Source organism: Streptomyces sp. NPDC093071 (assembly GCF_044754545.1).
Taxonomy (GTDB): Bacteria; Actinomycetota; Actinomycetes; order Streptomycetales; family Streptomycetaceae; genus Streptomyces.
This window is the reverse complement of record NZ_JBIVPH010000013.1, coordinates 59,865-75,535: the sequence shown is the minus strand read 5'-3', so window position 1 is coordinate 75,535 and position 15,671 is coordinate 59,865. Positions and strand designations below refer to the sequence as shown.

Below are 15,671 nucleotides of genomic sequence, written 5' to 3'. Positions count from 1 at the left end.
CGGTGGATGCCCGCCCGGCTCGTCGGGAGGACCGGCCTGTCAGGAAGGTCTGCGGGTTCCGCCGGTCCCGCCGGTCGCCCGCGCGGGGACGACGCGGAGCCGGTCCACGGCCGGGTCGTGGCCGATCGGATCGCCCGGCTCCTGGAAGTGCAGCGCGACCCCGGCACCGGTCCGGTACGCGTCCAGCCCGGCGCGACAGTAGGCGACCATCGGCTCCGGCGGGGCGTCCAGCGGGAACCACCCCATGCCGTCGCACACCTCGGGCTCCACGACGCCCGGCGTCCCGGACCAGCGGCGGACCTCGAAGAAGAAGCCGACCCGCGTGCTCCCGGCCGGTGCGCGGTGGTGCACGGTGACCGCGGCGCGCACGTCCTCCGGCTCCACGACCAGGCCCGTCTCCTCGCGCGTCTCGCGGACGAGCGCGGCGACGACGTCCTCGGCGGGCCCGTCGACGTGTCCGGAGGGGAAGTGCCAGTGCCCCGTGGCGTAGACGGCCCCGGTCCGCCTGGACAGCAGTACCTCGGGCCCCTTCTCCCCGTCGCGGACGGCGATCAGGTGCACGTCCACCGGCACGGTGTGCCGCCCGCCGCTCAACGGGCACCTCCTGGACGGCGGGCATGGAGAGGCACCGCCGCGTCGAGTCGCGTGAGCATGTCGTAGGCCTCCGGGGGAAGTCGGGGTGTCGCCAGGCTCAACGAGGACCCCCGGCTTCTCGAACGCATGTCTTTCGGACGTGATGCGGAACCCGTGAAAGGGTGAAAGCCCGTTCGTGCCGGGTGCGCTGCGACCGAGATTCCTCCTCGGCGGATCTTGCTTCCGTAACCCTGGGTCGTCGAGACGTACTGCTCTCGATGGTTCTTGAGCTGGGCGTTACCCTCGGCGGATGACTCCTGAGCCGCCACCGAAGGTCATCACGCGTCTCCGCGACGGGCGGATCCACGCCTACGTCGTGGGTCCCGACGTCTACGGGACGCTGGAGCCCGCAGTGGTTTTCCAGCCGAGGGACGGCGAGGAGGTCGTGGCGTCGGTGGTCCGGCGGGATCTGGAGCGGGTCGTGTACACGACGCTGAACGGAGTCGTCTGCCTCACGCGGGCCGGCGACCTCGTGTGGGCCTCGGACTTCGCACCGCACTCCGACGTACGCCGGGGCCACCGGCCCGGCTGTGCGCTGTCTCCGGACGGCCGGACGGTGTGGGTCTACCGGCCGGACGCGATGGCGGGACGCGGGGACGGGGACCAGTGGGTCGTGCACGACGCCGACACGGGTGCGGTCGTCGCCCGCCGGGAACTGGAGACGGTCGGGCACGGCGCCTTCCACCACGTGCATCCCGTGGACGGCAGCATCTACCTCGACATCGGTGAGGGCCAGGACGGCTCCGTCATCCTCCGGGGCACGGTCGGGGCGGACGGCGAGCCGGAGTTCGTGACGTACCCGTGGCAGGACCGCTGCCTGATCGACCTGGCTCCGTCCGGGCGCCAGTTCATGACCGTGGACCACGGGCAGGCGGACGTCGCCTTTCACCACCACCCCGACGGGGAGGTGCTCTTCGCCCTCCCCGTCGAAGCCTTCGGGTACGACCCGGAGGAGTCCTTCGTGGAATGGAGCGGCGGCTACCTGACCGAGGACACGGCCATCGTCACCCTGGGCGGTGAGAGCCAGGACGAGGAGGAATGGTTCCGCCACCACCTGGTCGACGTACGCACGGGCACCCTCGGCGGCGAGTTCACCGTCGAGGCGGGCAACCCGTACGAGCTGGTGCCCCTGGGCGACGGTTCCTGGCTCACCGGCGGCCCCGATGGCGCCCCCGTCCGCTGGTCCAGCGCTCCACGGCCGACCTCTCCCCACGAGAGGCGGCAACCGTGACGGCGGACCCCCGAATGCCGCTGATTCCTCAGGCGCCCGAAGGCTTGACCCGGCGAGCTCGTCGCTTCGTCGAGGGAACCGAAACGCCGACACCCAGGGGTCGGGCCCGCTCGACGTGGCCGCGTGACGCGGACCCGCCGTCCGTTCGACGGTGACCTAGACAAACGGATCGCCCCCTCGCGCGCCTGCTACCACCCTGCTACCTTGCTGTGCATGAGCAGCACCAGGAAGCAGACCCAGCTCCGCCTGACCCCCGACATGCTCGCCGCAGGCAAGGACGCGGCCGCCGCTCGCGGCCTGGACTTCAACCGGTACATCGAGCGTCTCATCGCCGAGGACACCAGCGGCGCCCGGGCGGCCGGAATGGCCGCCGCCCAGAAGGTGATCGACGCCCACGGCGGCTTCCTCGACGACCTGGAGGCGGACCTGGAGACCGGTCTGGAAGCCGCCCTCGCGGCCGGCCCCGCCTCCCCGCGCACCCCCGCCCGGCGTGACCGGGGCGCCGCTGCGTGAGCATGGCCCTGCACATCGACCTGTCCTGGATCCTCGAAGTCACCGAACGCGCCGGCCGCGCCGACCCCGCCCCCGACGACCTCGGCGTCCCCCTCGCCGCCGTCGCCCGCCACCGGGCCGAGCTCTTCGACCAGCCCGTCTACGACGGCCCTTACTCCCGCGCCGCCGCGCTCGTCCACACCCTCGGCCGCTGCCGCTGGCTGGAGCGCTCCAACCTCACCGTCGCCTGCGCCGTCGCTGTCATGTACCTCAACGCCGGCGGCATCCCGGCGGACCCCACCCGCGCCCAGCTCACCGCCCTCGCGCACGAGCTCTACGACCCCCGCACCACCACCGCCCGCATCGCCGAACTCCTCCGCACCTGGAGCACCGGCGACCGCGCGCAGGAGGAATGACGGGGCGTCGGGCGAGAAGGCCCCCGCCCCTCCCGGCCTCCACCCCCGTCCCCTCCGGAACGGAACTCCGGCCTCCCTCAGGGGTAGTAATCGCTTTCTATCTCGGTCATGCTGTCGGCCACCAAGCCGCCGCCGGGCGCCCTTCCCCGCGCCCACCCGAGAGGTCTGCCTCGCCATGCCCTCATCACCTCCGTCGTCTTCGTCACCCTCCTCGTCCTCGCCCTCCTCTCCTCGGTCCCCGTTCTCCCGTCGCGGTCTGCTGCGCGCCGCCCTCGGCACCGCCGCGCTCGCCCTCCCGCTCGCCGCGCCGTCCCCCGCGCACGCCGCCGACGCCTACGACGCCCTCCGCCTGACCTGGCGCGACCTGATCCTCGGCACCGGATTCGACGCGGGCGCCGAGCCCTTCGCCGCCAAGCTGGTCGCGCTCGGCGCCACCGCCCGCGACCTGCGCGCCGCGATGGTCCCGGCGAACGGCTCCCTCTGGCCGGACCTCCCCTACGCGGACCCCGACCCGGACACGGACCCCGAGTCGTACGCGTACTCCGGCAACCTCCAGAACAGCTACACGCGGCTGCGCACCCTCGCCGAGGCGTACGCCCAGCCCGGCACCGGCCTCACCGGCGACCCGGGGCTCCGCGACCAGATCCTGGCCGGGCTCGACCAGCTCCACGACCAGGCGTACCGCGCGGGCCGGGCCCGGTACGGCAACTGGTACAGCTGGCAGATCGGCGCCCCGCAGGCGCTGCTCGACATCGACGTCCTGCTGTACGACCACCTCGGCGCCGCCCGCGTCGCCGCGCACTGCGCCGCCGTCGACCACTTCGTCCCGGACGGCGCGGTCGCGCACTACACGGGCACCTCCACCGGCGCCAACCGCGTCGACCTCTGCCGCGTCATCGCGCTGCGCGGCGTCCTCGGCAAGTCCCCGGCGAAGCTCGCCCTGGCCCGCGACGCGCTCTCGCCCGTCTTCCCGTACGTCACCTCCGGCGACGGCCTCTACGCCGACGGCAGCTTCGTCCAGCACACCTACGTCCCCTACGCCGGTTCGTACGGAGCCGTCATGCTCGGCGGCCTCTCCCTCCTCTTCGCCCTGCTCAAGGGCTCGGCCTGGGAGGTCACCGACGGCGGCCGGCAGGTGGTGCTCGACTCGGTCGAGAAGGCGTACGCGCCCTTCCTCTTCAACGGCCTTGCCATGGACGCCGTCTCCGGCCGGGCGGTCAGCCGGGGCGTGCAGAAGACCGACACCCGGGCCGTCCGGCAGGACGACCACCTGCGCGGCCACGGGATCATCGCCTGCGTCGCCCTGCTCGCCCGGAGCGCCTCGACCGCCGAGAGGGCCCGCTGGGAGGGCATGGTCAAGGGCTGGATCGCCCGCGATCACTACAGCCCGCTCCTGACGAGCCCCGCCCTCGGCGTCGCCGCGCTCGCCCGCCTCAAGGGGATCGACGACGGCCCGGCCGCGCCGAGCCCCGAGCCGGCCGGCCACCGGCTCTTCCCCGGCATGGACCGGGCCGTGCACCGGCGGCCCGGCTGGGCGGCCTCGCTCTCCATGGCCTCGAAGCGCATCACGTACTACGAGAACGGCAACGGCGAGAACCTGCGCGCCTGGCACAGCGGCTCGGGAATGCTCTACTGGTGGGGCGACACCTTCGCCAACGGGCAGCACAGCGACGACTTCTGGCCCACCGTCGACCCCTACCGGCTGCCCGGCACCACCGCCTCCCGCAAGCCGCTCGCCGACGGCGAGGGCGGCACCTGGGGCGCCGCCCGGCCCGACGTCCGGTGGGTCGGCGGGGCGACGGACGGCACGTACGCGGCGGTCGGACAGTACCTGAAGGGGCTGTCCTCCACGCTCCTGGCCAAGAAGTCCTGGTTCTTCCTCGACGACGCGATCGTCTGCCTGGGCGCCGGGATCCACGGTCGCGACGGCACCGGCGTCGAGTCGACCGTGGACAACCGCAACCTCGGCGAGCACGGCGTCCACGCCCTCACCGTCGACGGCACGACCCGGCCCACGGAGCCCGGCTGGAGCGCCACGCTGGCCGGGGCCCGCTGGGCGCACCTCGCGGGACACGCCGGCTACGTCTTCCCCGGCGGCGCGCCCGCCTCCCTGAAGGCCCTGCGCCAGGCGCGCACGGGCAGGTGGTCGGAGATCAACCAGGGCGCCGTGACCGACCCGGTCACCCGCCGGTACCTGACGCTCTGGTTCGACCACGGCACCGATCCGACCTGGGCGACGTACGCGTACGTCCTCATGCCCGGGGCGAGCCGGGAGCGGACGGCGGCCCGCGCGGCCGACCAGGGCTGGGTCACCGTCCTCGCCAACACCAACGACCACCAGGGCGTACGCGTCCCCTCCCTCGGCCTCACCGGCGTCAACCTCTGGGTGGCCGGCACGGTCGGCGCGGTCACGGCCGGCGCCCCCGCCTCGGTCCTGATCCGCGAGTCGGGCACCACGGCCACGCTCTGCGTCTCCGGCCCGCTCCGGGACGGCGCGACGATCGACCTGACGTGGAACCACCCCGTCTCCGCCGTCCTCTCCAGGGACCCGGCGGTCCAGGTCCTGGGCACGGGCGCCGCGCTCCGGCTCCGCGTCACGCCGGGAACCCTCGCGGCCGTCCACAAGGCGGTCGTACGACTGGGCTGAGGGACGCGCGCGACCGCGCCCCGCACCGGACCTCAGGCGCCGGTGTACAGGGCGGCGTACTCCTCGCCGGGCGGGACGACGGTGATGACGTCGACCAGCACCCCGTCGGGGGCGGCGACGATGAAGTGCCGCTGCCCGAACTCCTCGGTGCGCAGGGACAGCACCTCGGGCAGCCCGGCCTCCGCCACGAGCCGCCGGTGCTCGGCGTCCACGTCGTCCACCTCGAAGTTCAGCAGCAGGCCGCCCCGGAGCGCGGTCCGATGACCCTCGGGGACGGTCGGGTGGGCGTGGTCGAGGAGGGCGAGCTCGTACTGCGGGGCGTCGGGGCGGCGCAGGCTGACGTACCAGTCCGCCTCGAAGGTCACCTCGAACCCGAAGTGCCGGGTGTAGAAGGCGCGGGAGGCCGCCACGTCCCCGGTGGCGAGCACCGGGTAGAAGCCGCCGAGTCCGGTCGCGGGCGTGATGGTGTCGGGTGCGTTCGTCATGACAGGAGTCCTCCGTCTCCTTTTCGCATACCCGGGGTATGCGAATCGTGGCGCTAGCATACCCGGGGTACGCGAAAACGGAAGGGTGAGGGAGATGGCGGTCAACCGGGCGGAGCAGCGGGCGGCCACGCGGCGGGCGCTGCTGGCCGAGGGGAGGCGGCGGTTCGCCGCCGACGGCTACCACCACGTGGTACTGGCCGAGGTGGCCCGGGCCGCCGGGGTCACCAAGGGGGCCGCCTACCACCACTTCGACAGCAAGGCGGGGCTCTTCCGGGCCGTCGTCTCCGAGGTCCAGCACGAACTGGGCGAGCGGGTCGCGGCCGAGGCCGGGCGGCACGCGGACCTCTGGGAGCAACTCCGGGCCGGCTGCGGCGCCTTCCTGGACGCGGGGACCGATCCGGCGGTACGGCGGATCCTGCTGGTCGACGCGCCGACCGTCCTGGGCTGGGACGAGTGGCGGACCCTGGACGAGGGGTCCTCCGCCCGGCACCTCACCGAGGCCCTGGAAGCCCTCGTCGCGGCCGGGACCATCGCCGACCAGCCGGTGGAGCCCCTGGCCCGGCTGCTCTCGGGGGCGATGAACGAGACCGCGCTCTGGATCGCGCGGGGCGGGGACCCCGGGGCCGCACGGCAGGCGCTCGACCGGCTCCTGGCGGGGCTGCGGGTCCCGGCCCGGCCTTCCCCGGACGGACGCCCGTGAGATCATCATCCTTGCGGGCGCGGGGCACTTGTGACACCGGGCCGCGGTACCGGGGGAGACGGACATGGACATGGGGCACGACGGGGCAGGGGAAGCGCACGGGGAGCGTACGCGCGCCGAGCGGCTGACCGAAGGACTGGTCGTCGCCGTGGCGTCGGCCCTCTCGTTCGGCCTGCTGGCCGCCCTGGCGGCGGTCTTCGGCACGACCGCCTGGCACACGGCCACCGACACCGGGACCACCGCGTTCAGCCGGTTCGTGGTGCCGGTGGTCCTCCTCGCCCTCGTGCTGCTGCCGCTCGTCCCGGCCCGCGCGGTGTTCCGCTCGGGCCGACGCAAGGGACGGGAACGGCTGACGGCGGCGGTCCCGGCGGCACTGGCCCTGCTCGGCGGGTGCGTCGTCCCCTTCGCGGCCCTGTGCCTGCTCCTCGTGTACGCGGACTGACCGCCGAACCGGGGCGCGGAGGCCCGCCGGCCTGGGCGGCGGACCCGGTCTACACCCCGCGCCAGAGGTTGGCGAAGGCCGAGCTCTCGATGGTCCGCCTCTGGCGTACGGCCTCCAGCTCCATCACCGCGTCGTGGACGGCGGCCACCACGGTCGTCACGGCCTCGTCACCGAGACCGGGATCCTCGCCCGGCGTGAACTCCCCTCCGGGACCGGCCTCTTCGCCGGGACCGGGCTCCTCGTCGAAGCGTTCGCCGTCGAGGCCCACGGCCGAGGCGAGGGCGGCCAGGACCGGCTCCCCCTCCTCCCGGCGGTCGGCCGCCCGGCGGCGGGCGGGCGTCTCGACCGGTTCCACGCGTTCCGGACCGAAGGACAACCGGCCGCTTCGCTTCCGCGTCAGCTCCCCGTCCTCCTCCAGCGCGCTCTGGTACGCGGCCGACAGGTCCCGGCCCCGGCGCCACAGCCAGTCCTCGATCCGCTCGTAGGGCGGCTGCCGGGTGAGCCGTGCCGCGGCCTCGTCCAGGAGCCGGTCGTCGGGCGCCTGCGGCCCGTCCGGCACGATGAGGTCGCCGTCCACGGTGACGGCCCCCGCGCCGATGAGGTCGATCAGCTCGGCCCCCGCGAGCGCGAGCGACAGGTCGCCCTGCCCCACGGCACGCTCCGGCCCCGGCTCCATGGCGATGATGAACAGGTCTTTCGCCGTGGTCATGAACGGCTCCCCTCGGAGACGACGACAAGGCGCGTCCCCGAGGGCCGGGCTCGTGACCTGCCCGGCGACGGGGCGCCCACCACGATCAGTATCGCTTCCGCACGGGCGCCCGAAGCCCTGTTACCGGACGAAGTTCCCGCCAGAAGGACGATGTTGCCCGCCGGATCGCTCTCCGGAAGGACGGTGTAGCTCTCCGTACGGCAGTGCCGCCCGCCGGACACGGCCCGGGCCGTCCGACGGATCAGAGCCACCAAGGAACCCGATCCGGCGCCGGCGCCGCTCGGCCCCCGCGCCGTCGAGCCCCACCCGGGCCCCGTCTACCGCAAGACCGGCGGCACCACACCGGCCGCGCCCGCCGCGCTCCAAGGCCGCTCGGCGTCCCGCCCCCGAGGTCTCCTCCGGCTCCTCAAGGGCGGAGCCCGACGTGCTTGAGGGCGACCGCGCTGAGGTCGGCGATGGCCTGCGGGTCCCCCTGGCGCCAGGCGTCGGCCCAGCCGCCGGGCGGTACCGGCAGCCCGGCGAGCGCGCCCGGAGGGCCGGTGAGGGCGCGCAGGGCGAGCAGGTCGTCGCCCCCGGGCGCCTCGGCGAGGCGGCGCAGGGTGTGGCTGCGCCGGATCCAGAGCAGGCGCGGCGGGAGCCACAGCAGCAGGACGAAGAGCACCGGGAGGACGATGAGGGCCGCCATGACCACGTCGGCGACCTGGCCCACGGTCTCCTGGAACGACACGCCCGCGTCGGCGAAGCCGGAGCTCGCGTCGGCCGCGGATCGGAGCGGCTTCTCCAGGACGTCACCGATGAACGGCACGTCCGACGCGGCCTCTCCCGCCTCCCCGAGCTCCTTGGCGAGGTTGTCGCCGGAACTCTCCACCTTGCGCCCCGGTTCGGCCAGCATCATGATCGTGTCGCGGACGGCGAGGGCCGCCCACACCGAGACCGCGATCAGGGCCAGGGCGATCAGGTCCACGAGCACCTGGCGGTTCCGGCGTGCGGGTGTCTGGGCGTAGAAGCGCAACGGAGGGCTCCCGTTCGGGTCATGGCGTCGAGGAGGTCCGGCCGCCCCGACCGCGACCCGGCCGGCCGGTCGTCGGAGTCAACTCTTCCACCGCTCCTCCCGGGCAAACGTACGAAACGCCCCACCGCCCGCCCGTGCGGGCACTCGCGTCGGAAGGGAAGGGGCGGACGGCCGGCCCGGGCCTCTGGAAGTCTCGCCGCGTCGCTGTCATGATCATTCCCATGACACCGTTCCGAAAGGCCCATGCCGCGTAGACGGCCCGGCGCGCTGCGCGCGCGACGAGTGGTACCCCGTCGGCTGTACGCGGGCACCGGCCCCTGGCCGGACGAGCGGGTCCGGCATTCCTGGCCCGTTCGCATAGCCGGTCTTTCCTCCCGGACGGTCTCCGCGATCCAGCGCGAGGAGTGCCGGCGCCCGGACGACGAGGGACTGTGGTTCGGCGCGACCCGGGAAGCCCTCGCCGCCTACCGCTGGTTCCTCTCCCTGCCGGGCAGGTACCTGTACCTCCGTCTGTCCGTCTGCGGCTGCGCGCAACACGAGCTCTGGGAGAACACCGCGGTGGCCCGGGACCTCCTCGAACTGGCGGTACGGAGGCTCCCTCCGCGCCCGCGACGGGAACTGGAGGCACTCCTGGCACGACTGGACGACGAACTCCGGCGCAGAACCCTCCCCGACCCCTTCGCCCACCGGCGGCCGCACCGCGGGGAAGGCTGGTGGCACCGGCGCCTCTACGACGAGACCGCCCATCTCTGACACCCCCGCCCACGCACGGAGGGACGATGGCCGGAAAGGCGCCCGCTCGCCCGGCGCACCGCTAGCGTCGCTCGCATGATCGTATGGCTCAACGGCACCCACGGCGCGGGCAAGACGACGACCGCCGCGCTCGTGCGGCGGCTGATCCCGGATGCACGCGTGTTCGACGCCGAGAAGGTCGGCGAGACGCTCATGGACATTACGCCGGGGCTGCCCGAGACGGACAACTTCCAGCACTGGCCGCCGTGGCGGCCGCTCGTGGTCGAGACCGCCCGCCGCGTCCTCGACTACACCGGCGGCACCCTGGTGATCCCCATGACCGTCCTGGTCGAGGAGTACTGGCGCGAGATCCGCTCCGGCCTCGCCCGGCACGCCGTTCCGGTGCGGCACTTCGTCCTCCACGCCGACCCGGACACCCTCCGCGGGCGCATCGCGAACGACACCGTCCTCGGCCCCGACTCCCCGTTCCGCCTCCGGCACCTGGAGCCCTACGCCGAGGCGGCCCGCACGTGGCTGCACGCCGAGGCCGAGGTCGTCGACACCACGCACCTCACGCCCGACGGGGTCGCCCTGCGGATCGCGGAGGCCGTCAAGGGCTGAGCGGCTTCGACGGGGCCGCCCGGCTCCCGGTGGGGTCGGGCGGGTGCCCGGCGGCGGACGGGTTCGGCGAGGGCTCGCCCGCCGCGAGGTGCTCCAGGACCTCCGCCAGTTCCTCGCAGGCGCGGCGCACCGACCGGCGGGTCGCGCGCTGCTCGGTGATGACGGAGGAGAGCAGCAGGGCGGTCAGGGCGGCGGAGCCGTTGAACGCCTGGAGCTTGAGCATGATCTCGACGTCCGACAGATGGACGAACGCGCCCTGCCCGGCGGTCGCCTCGAAGGTGGTGAGCACGGACGCGAAGAGCGCGCACAGCACGCTCCCCGCCAGTTGGAAGCGGAGCGCCGTCCAGATCAGCAGGGGGAAGACGAGGAAGAGCAGGCTCATCGGGCTGACCACGGCCAGCGGCACCAGGACCAGGGCCACGAGGCCCAGACAGAGCGCCTCCATCCAGCGCCGCATCCGGAACCGCCCGATCGCGCCCGCGAACGCGAGCAGGAGCGGAGTGACGAGCAGCACGCCCATCGTGTCGCCCGCCCACCAGGCCAGCCAGACGGGCCAGAACTCGCTCTCCTCCAGGGAGCCCGTCGCCACGTGCAGCCCGACCCCCGCCGTCGAGCTGATCAGCATGGCGCCGAACCCGCCGAGGAAGACCAGACAGATCCCGTCCCGCAGCCGTGCCATGTCGAGCCGGAAGTCGACCCGCCGCAGCAGCAGGAAGGCGCACAGCGGCGCGGCGGTGTTGCTCACGACGGTGACCACCGTCGTGAGCCCCGGGGTGGTGAGGGAGGCGATGACGAGGAAGCAGCCGAGGGCGATGCCGGGCCAGACCCGCACGCCGAGCAGCAGCAGGGCGGCGACGGCGACGCCGGTGGGCGGCCAGATGGGCGTGACGACCACGCCTTCGACGACGAGGCGGCCCAGCAGGCCGAGCCGTCCGGCCGCGTAGTAGCAGGCGGCCACGGCCAGCGAGGCCAGGACCGCTTCCGTGGGGAGCCGGAACTGCCGAGTAACCAACACGTCAGCCATCAGACACCGGCCGGGCCGCCCCCGCCGGGCAAGGACCCCCTGCGTGTCGGGCACCGCAGGGCGGAACGCGCCCGGCCCGGCGCGGGTCCCGTCCGATCCGGTCCCGTCCGGCCCGCTCCCGGCGCCGGGCACGGGGCGTCACCCGTCCGGGGGCGGGCCGACCGGGGGAGAGGGCCCTCCGTTCAGCCGCTTCCCCCGCCTCCTGCCCGGCCACGCCGTACCGCCGTCGTGCCCGACGACCAGGACAGCGGCGTCGTCCTCGTGCCCCACCGTGCTCGCCAGCTTCATGACGGCGGTGGCGAGCGCGTCGACGTCGAGACCGGCGACGGCGGTGATCCCGGCGAGCCGCATCACCTGGTCCAGGCCGTCGTCGAGGGGGAGCGAGGGCCCCTCCACCACCCCGTCGGTCAGCAGGACGAAGACGCCGCCGGTGGTGAGCCGGTGGCGCGTGACGGGGTACTCGACCCCGCGGAGCACGCCGAGCGGCGGCCCGCCCTCGCCGTCGTCGATGCCGGAGCGGCCGTCGGCGGTGGCCCAGATGTGGGGGATGTGACCGGCCCGCGCGCACTCCAGGGTACCCGCGGCGGGGTCGAGCCGCAGGAAGGTGCAGGTGGCGAAGAGGTCGGCGCCCAGCGAGACCAGCAGGTCGTTGGTGCGGGCGAGCAGCTCCCCGGGGTCCCCGGTGACGGAGGCCAGCGCGCGCAGCCCCACCCGGACCTGTCCCATGAAGGCGGCGGCCTCGATGTTGTGCCCCTGCACGTCGCCGATGGACATCCCGATGTGGCCGTCGGGCAGGGTGAAGGCGTCGTACCAGTCGCCACCGACGTTGAGCCCGTGGTTGGCGGGCATGTAGCCGACGGCCAGCCGGACGCCCGGAGGGCTGGGAAGGTCCGGGGGCAGCATCCCGCGCTGCAGGGCCACGGCGAGCTCGACGCGGGAGCGCTGCGTCTCGGCCAGCTCGCGTGCCCGGGCGGTCAGCGACCCGAGTCTGACCAGCAGCTCCTCGCTGCTGTCGGCCGGCCATCTCTGGAACATCGCTCACTCCGGCGTCGCGAGGGTCCCTCGCGTCAGTTCGTCCCGTTTCCCGTGCGTAAGACCATAGGAGACCACCTCGGTAGGGACAGGGCCTTCCCTACTCTGCCCGGAGGAGACGGCCCCCGCATCTCATCGGCCCCCGGCCCCCGCCCCGGCCGCAACCGGGTGGCGACCATCCCCGTGGTGTGCACCGGCCGGCGGGGGAGCGCCGGGCGCCGCCCGCGACCGCCGTCCGGCCCGTCCGACGGCCCCGGCCACCGGGGCGTCAGCTCCCTCCCGTCAGGACCCGGTCGAGGACCCCCGTGAGCCGCGCGCCCGCGCGGTCGGTTCCCCGGCGCCCCCGCCGCGCGCCCGACGAGGCCTTCTCCAGCCGCAGCCGGGCCGTACGGCCGCGCAGGGTCAGCGTCATCAGCTGGTTGCCGAACCAGGGCCCGCCGGAGCGCTCCCACCGGACCGCCGGCCTCGCGATCCGCCCGTGGCGGGCGAGGAGGTGCCCGATCCCCTTGGCGAACCGGCTCCAGCCGAAACGGAACCCGAGCCGTATGGCCGTGGGCACCGAGTTGTGCAGCGGTGAGCAGGTGAACTGGAAGACGCGGGAGTCCGGCTGCCGCCCGGCCGTCCAGACGGGCTCCGCCACGTACGCGTGGTGCACGTCCCCGGAGAGCACGCACACCGTCGCCGGGGCGGCGTCGGCCCTTCCCGCCTCGGCGACCGTCTCCGTCAGCCTCTCGAACGACGAGGTGAACGCCGCCCAGTGCTCCAGGTCGGCCCGGCGACGCAGCCACTCGCCGAACCGCGCCCAGCGCGGCCCGCGCTCGCCGCGGCAGAGCGCCGCGTGCCAGCCCTCCGCGAAGTGGACCATCGGGGGCAGCAGCCACGGGAGCGAGGTCCCGATCAGCAGGTGGTCGACGCCGCCGGGCTCCTCGAACACCTGCGTCCGCAGCCAGGCCGCCTCCTCCGCGTCCAGCATCGCCCGGTCCTGCTCCTCGAGGACCCGCGCGGCCCGGGTGTCGACCATCAGCAACCGGGTGCGGCCGAAGTCCCTGCGGTAGCTCCAGCGCACCGACGCCGGGTCGGCGTCGGCGCGTTCGGCGAACGCGCGCAGCACCTCCGTGCCGTCGTCGGCCGCGAGGACCGCCGCGTACAGCTCGTCCTCGGCCAGCTCGGCGGGGGAGAGGTTCCCGAGGTGCTGGTAGACCCAGTACGACATCAGGCCGCCGGTGATCCGCTCGTGCCACCAGGGCGTCGCCCGCATGTCGGCCACCCAGGCGGCACTGGTGTTCCAATCGTCAACGATGTCGTGATCATCGAAGATCATGCAGGTCGGCAGGGTCGAGAGCAGCCAGCGCAGCTCGGGGTCGCCCCAGGATTCGTCGTAGAGGTGGGTGTACTCCTCGTAGTCGGCGACCTGGTCCGGCGGGGCGGCCGAGCCGGTGCCGGCGGCCCGCCGGTGCCGGGCGATCCAGTCGCGCGTACCGGCGGACGTCTCGTCCGCGTACACCTGGTCGCCCAGGAGGAGGAGGACGTCCGGGCGCTCGGCCCCCGGATCGGCGGCGAGCCGGGCCGCGAGGGTGTCGAGGACGTCGGGACCCACCGGATCGTGCTCGTCCACGGCGGGCGCCGCCCACCGGCACGAGCCGAAGGCCACCACCGCGCCGGTCGCCGGGACCGGCGGCGTGCGGATGGTGCTGGGCGGCAGCGGCGAGTCCACGAGGGGCCACACCCGCTCGCCGTCGAGCAGCACCTCGTACGGGGTGGTGGAACCGGGCGCGAGGCCGGTCACGACCACCAGCGCGTAGTGGTGCCCGGAGACGCGGAACGTCGGAGCCGAGCCCCCGGCGCCGTCCGGACACCGGACCTCCACCGTGCACGGCCGGTCGGTCTCGACCCACACCGTCGCGCTCGTGCCCGACTCCCAGTCCACGTGCCGCAGGAGCGGTCCCAACCTCAGACCGGCCATCACAAAGTCCCTCCCGGCGCTCCGTACTGTACGGAACGGCCGCTCCGTACAGTACGGAACGGCGCCGGAAACCGCGCCGTTCACGAGCGGGCGATGCGCCACCACGCGCTCGGCCCGGTCCCGGCCGACGTCACGCGACCTCCGTGGAGCGACCCGGGAGGCCCGGGCCGCTCCACGGAGGCGTACTCAGGGAGCGTCGACGAGGGTCCGGCCGTCGGCGGGCACGAGCGCGGCGAGGCCGGAGGCATAGGCGGACTGGACGCGGGACCGCTCGGTCGCGTTCGGGACGGCGTTGGTGCAGGCCGTACCGGCGCTCGACCCCGACATCAGCTGTGAGCACGGGCCGGGCTTGGTGTCCGGCAGGCCGAGGCTGTGGCCCAGCTCGTGAGCGGCGATCCGGGTCTTGTCATAGCCCTGGCTCACGGCCTGGCTGCCGAGTTCGACGCGGACCTGACGGCCCGGACGGACGGGGCCGAGCGTGGCCTGCGGCCAGCCCGTGGTCGCGACGATCACGATCTCGGCCCGGGTGCCGGGCGCCGCCTCCACCAGCTTGACGTTGCTCACGTTCGCGTTCCACGAGGCGACCCCGGCCGCGATCGCCGCCTCCCAGCCTCCGGCGCGGCTGTCGTCATAGCGGAGGGTCACCACCGCCGCCTCCGCCGCGGAGGATTCCGGGGCGGGGGCAGAGGTGGGGGCGGGCGCGGCGGTCGCCGCACCCGCCATGGCGAGGACGAGTGCGGCGGCGGAGGTGCCCGCCTTGAACCATGTGCCGAGGGGCATTGCTGCTCCTTCATCCGTGGGGGGACCCGACCTCGGTGGAGGCGGGGGCGTGAAGCGGTGGCGCGGGCGTCCGGTGGGGCCGGGCGCGATCGTCGAGCACCCCTCCGAGCCCTGCGATGGTACGTCCCGGAGACCGTGAATGCCATGCACCTGTCATGATCATGCGCGTCAACGCCCTTGATTCCAAGGGGAGTCGGGCGTCCCACGCGGATCGGTGCGTGACGGCGGGTCCGTCCCGTCCCCGTCCCGGACGGAGCCCGACCAGGCCGGACACCGGAGCCCGTGTCCCGGACGGCCACGGGCATTGTCCGCCGTTCCCTCCCCGTCCAGGCTTGCGTCTCGTCCGAACCCCCGACGAACGAATCCCCGACGAACGAATCCCCGACGAACCGAAGGAGCACCCATGCGTTTCCGTACGGCCGTGGCAGGATTGGGAATCGGAGCGGCACTGGCACTGGGCGGCGTGTCGGCACCCGCGCAGGCCACCACCCACGACGGAGCCCCCTCCGCCCTGGCGCCCTCGTGCACCAAGGGCAAGAACCTCACCAACGGGTGGGGGAAGTGCACCACCCCCGGGACCTACAAGTGGCGCGTCCGTGTCTACTGCACGCTCGCGGGATCCGGGACGAGCAGCGTCGTGACCGGCGCGACCCGGGTCAACGCGTACTGCAGTTGGGGCAACGTGGAGAGCGTGTCCATCGAGTTCGTCTGAGCACCGGGCCGACGAAGACCCTCACCGCGCCCGGTGCCCC

Annotated in this window: 17 protein-coding genes; 9 read left to right on the top strand and 8 right to left on the bottom strand. The window is 73.9% G+C overall.

The window, feature by feature from the left end:
- Nucleotides 1–39: 39 nt before the first annotated feature.
- Nucleotides 40–594, bottom strand: coding sequence for an NUDIX domain-containing protein (locus ACIQD7_RS31495; protein WP_402446207.1), 555 nt, complete (start codon nt 592–594; stop codon nt 40–42).
- Nucleotides 595–883: 289 nt separating this feature from the next.
- On the opposite strand from ACIQD7_RS31495, the gene ACIQD7_RS31490 reads away from it, so the two are divergent.
- From ACIQD7_RS31490 to ACIQD7_RS31475, 4 genes are all read left to right on the top strand, one after another.
- The gene (locus ACIQD7_RS31490) at nt 884–1,864 is read left to right on the top strand and encodes a hypothetical protein (RefSeq protein ID WP_402446204.1); all 981 of its coding nucleotides are present in this window, start codon (nt 884–886) and stop codon (nt 1,862–1,864) included.
- A gap of 213 nt (nt 1,865–2,077) precedes the next feature.
- The gene (locus ACIQD7_RS31485; RefSeq protein WP_402446202.1) at nt 2,078–2,377 is read left to right on the top strand and encodes a hypothetical protein; all 300 of its coding nucleotides are present in this window, start codon (nt 2,078–2,080) and stop codon (nt 2,375–2,377) included.
- A gap of 2 nt (nt 2,378–2,379) precedes the next feature.
- The gene (locus ACIQD7_RS31480) at nt 2,380–2,772 is read left to right on the top strand and encodes a fic family toxin-antitoxin system, toxin component (protein ID WP_121827949.1); all 393 of its coding nucleotides are present in this window, start codon (nt 2,380–2,382) and stop codon (nt 2,770–2,772) included.
- Between the two features lie 175 nt (nt 2,773–2,947).
- On the top strand, nt 2,948–5,419 hold the full coding sequence (locus ACIQD7_RS31475) for a polysaccharide lyase 8 family protein (protein WP_402446199.1): 2,472 nt from the start codon (nt 2,948–2,950) through the stop codon (nt 5,417–5,419).
- Between the two features lie 32 nt (nt 5,420–5,451).
- Here ACIQD7_RS31475 and ACIQD7_RS31470 read toward each other — a convergent pair whose 3' ends face one another.
- Nucleotides 5,452–5,904, bottom strand: coding sequence for a VOC family protein (locus tag ACIQD7_RS31470; protein ID WP_402446196.1), 453 nt, complete (start codon nt 5,902–5,904; stop codon nt 5,452–5,454).
- 94 nt (nt 5,905–5,998) lie between these two features.
- Between ACIQD7_RS31470 and ACIQD7_RS31465 the strand changes: the two genes are divergently transcribed.
- Together ACIQD7_RS31465 and ACIQD7_RS31460 are read left to right on the top strand one after the other, a co-directional pair.
- A complete protein-coding gene (locus ACIQD7_RS31465; RefSeq protein WP_402446194.1) occupies nt 5,999–6,604 on the top strand; it encodes a TetR/AcrR family transcriptional regulator in 606 nt (201 codons plus the stop codon).
- 64 nt (nt 6,605–6,668) lie between these two features.
- Entirely contained in the window at nt 6,669–7,046 is a 378-nt protein-coding gene (locus tag ACIQD7_RS31460) for a hypothetical protein (protein ID WP_402446191.1), read from the top strand.
- 49 nt (nt 7,047–7,095) lie between these two features.
- On the opposite strand, the gene ACIQD7_RS31455 is transcribed toward ACIQD7_RS31460, so the two are convergent.
- Nucleotides 7,096–7,755, bottom strand: coding sequence for a GPP34 family phosphoprotein (locus tag ACIQD7_RS31455; RefSeq protein ID WP_402446189.1), 660 nt, complete (start codon nt 7,753–7,755; stop codon nt 7,096–7,098).
- 406 nt (nt 7,756–8,161) lie between these two features.
- Nucleotides 8,162–8,767, bottom strand: a complete 606-nt coding sequence (locus tag ACIQD7_RS31450) for a hypothetical protein (RefSeq protein ID WP_402446186.1) — start codon at nt 8,765–8,767, stop codon at nt 8,162–8,164.
- A 243-nt stretch (nt 8,768–9,010) separates the two neighbouring features.
- Between ACIQD7_RS31450 and ACIQD7_RS31445 the strand changes: the two genes are divergently transcribed.
- The gene (locus ACIQD7_RS31445) at nt 9,011–9,520 is read left to right on the top strand and encodes a hypothetical protein (protein ID WP_402446183.1); all 510 of its coding nucleotides are present in this window, start codon (nt 9,011–9,013) and stop codon (nt 9,518–9,520) included.
- Between the two features lie 75 nt (nt 9,521–9,595).
- Nucleotides 9,596–10,120 (top strand): AAA family ATPase, encoded by a 525-nt coding sequence (locus ACIQD7_RS31440; protein WP_391058616.1) that lies wholly within the window; start codon nt 9,596–9,598, stop codon nt 10,118–10,120.
- Here the strand turns inward: ACIQD7_RS31440 and ACIQD7_RS31435 are convergent.
- The 4 genes from ACIQD7_RS31435 to ACIQD7_RS31420 form a co-directional block, all read right to left on the bottom strand.
- Nucleotides 10,110–11,144 carry an MASE1 domain-containing protein gene (locus tag ACIQD7_RS31435; protein ID WP_402446180.1) on the bottom strand — a complete coding sequence of 345 codons (1,035 nt, stop codon included), beginning with the start codon at nt 11,142–11,144 and terminating at the stop codon, nt 10,110–10,112. The genes ACIQD7_RS31440 and ACIQD7_RS31435 overlap by 11 nt on opposite strands.
- Nucleotides 11,145–11,282: 138 nt before the next feature.
- Nucleotides 11,283–12,179, bottom strand: coding sequence for a PP2C family protein-serine/threonine phosphatase (locus ACIQD7_RS31430; RefSeq protein ID WP_121827958.1), 897 nt, complete (start codon nt 12,177–12,179; stop codon nt 11,283–11,285).
- Between the two features lie 265 nt (nt 12,180–12,444).
- Nucleotides 12,445–14,139 (bottom strand): alkaline phosphatase D family protein, encoded by a 1,695-nt coding sequence (locus ACIQD7_RS31425; protein ID WP_402446177.1) that lies wholly within the window; start codon nt 14,137–14,139, stop codon nt 12,445–12,447.
- A 186-nt stretch (nt 14,140–14,325) separates the two neighbouring features.
- Nucleotides 14,326–14,919, bottom strand: coding sequence for a snapalysin family zinc-dependent metalloprotease (locus ACIQD7_RS31420; RefSeq protein WP_402446174.1), 594 nt, complete (start codon nt 14,917–14,919; stop codon nt 14,326–14,328).
- Between the two features lie 403 nt (nt 14,920–15,322).
- On the opposite strand from ACIQD7_RS31420, the gene ACIQD7_RS31415 reads away from it, so the two are divergent.
- Nucleotides 15,323–15,631, top strand: coding sequence for a hypothetical protein (locus ACIQD7_RS31415; RefSeq protein WP_161373095.1), 309 nt, complete (start codon nt 15,323–15,325; stop codon nt 15,629–15,631).
- Nucleotides 15,632–15,671 lie beyond the last annotated feature (40 nt).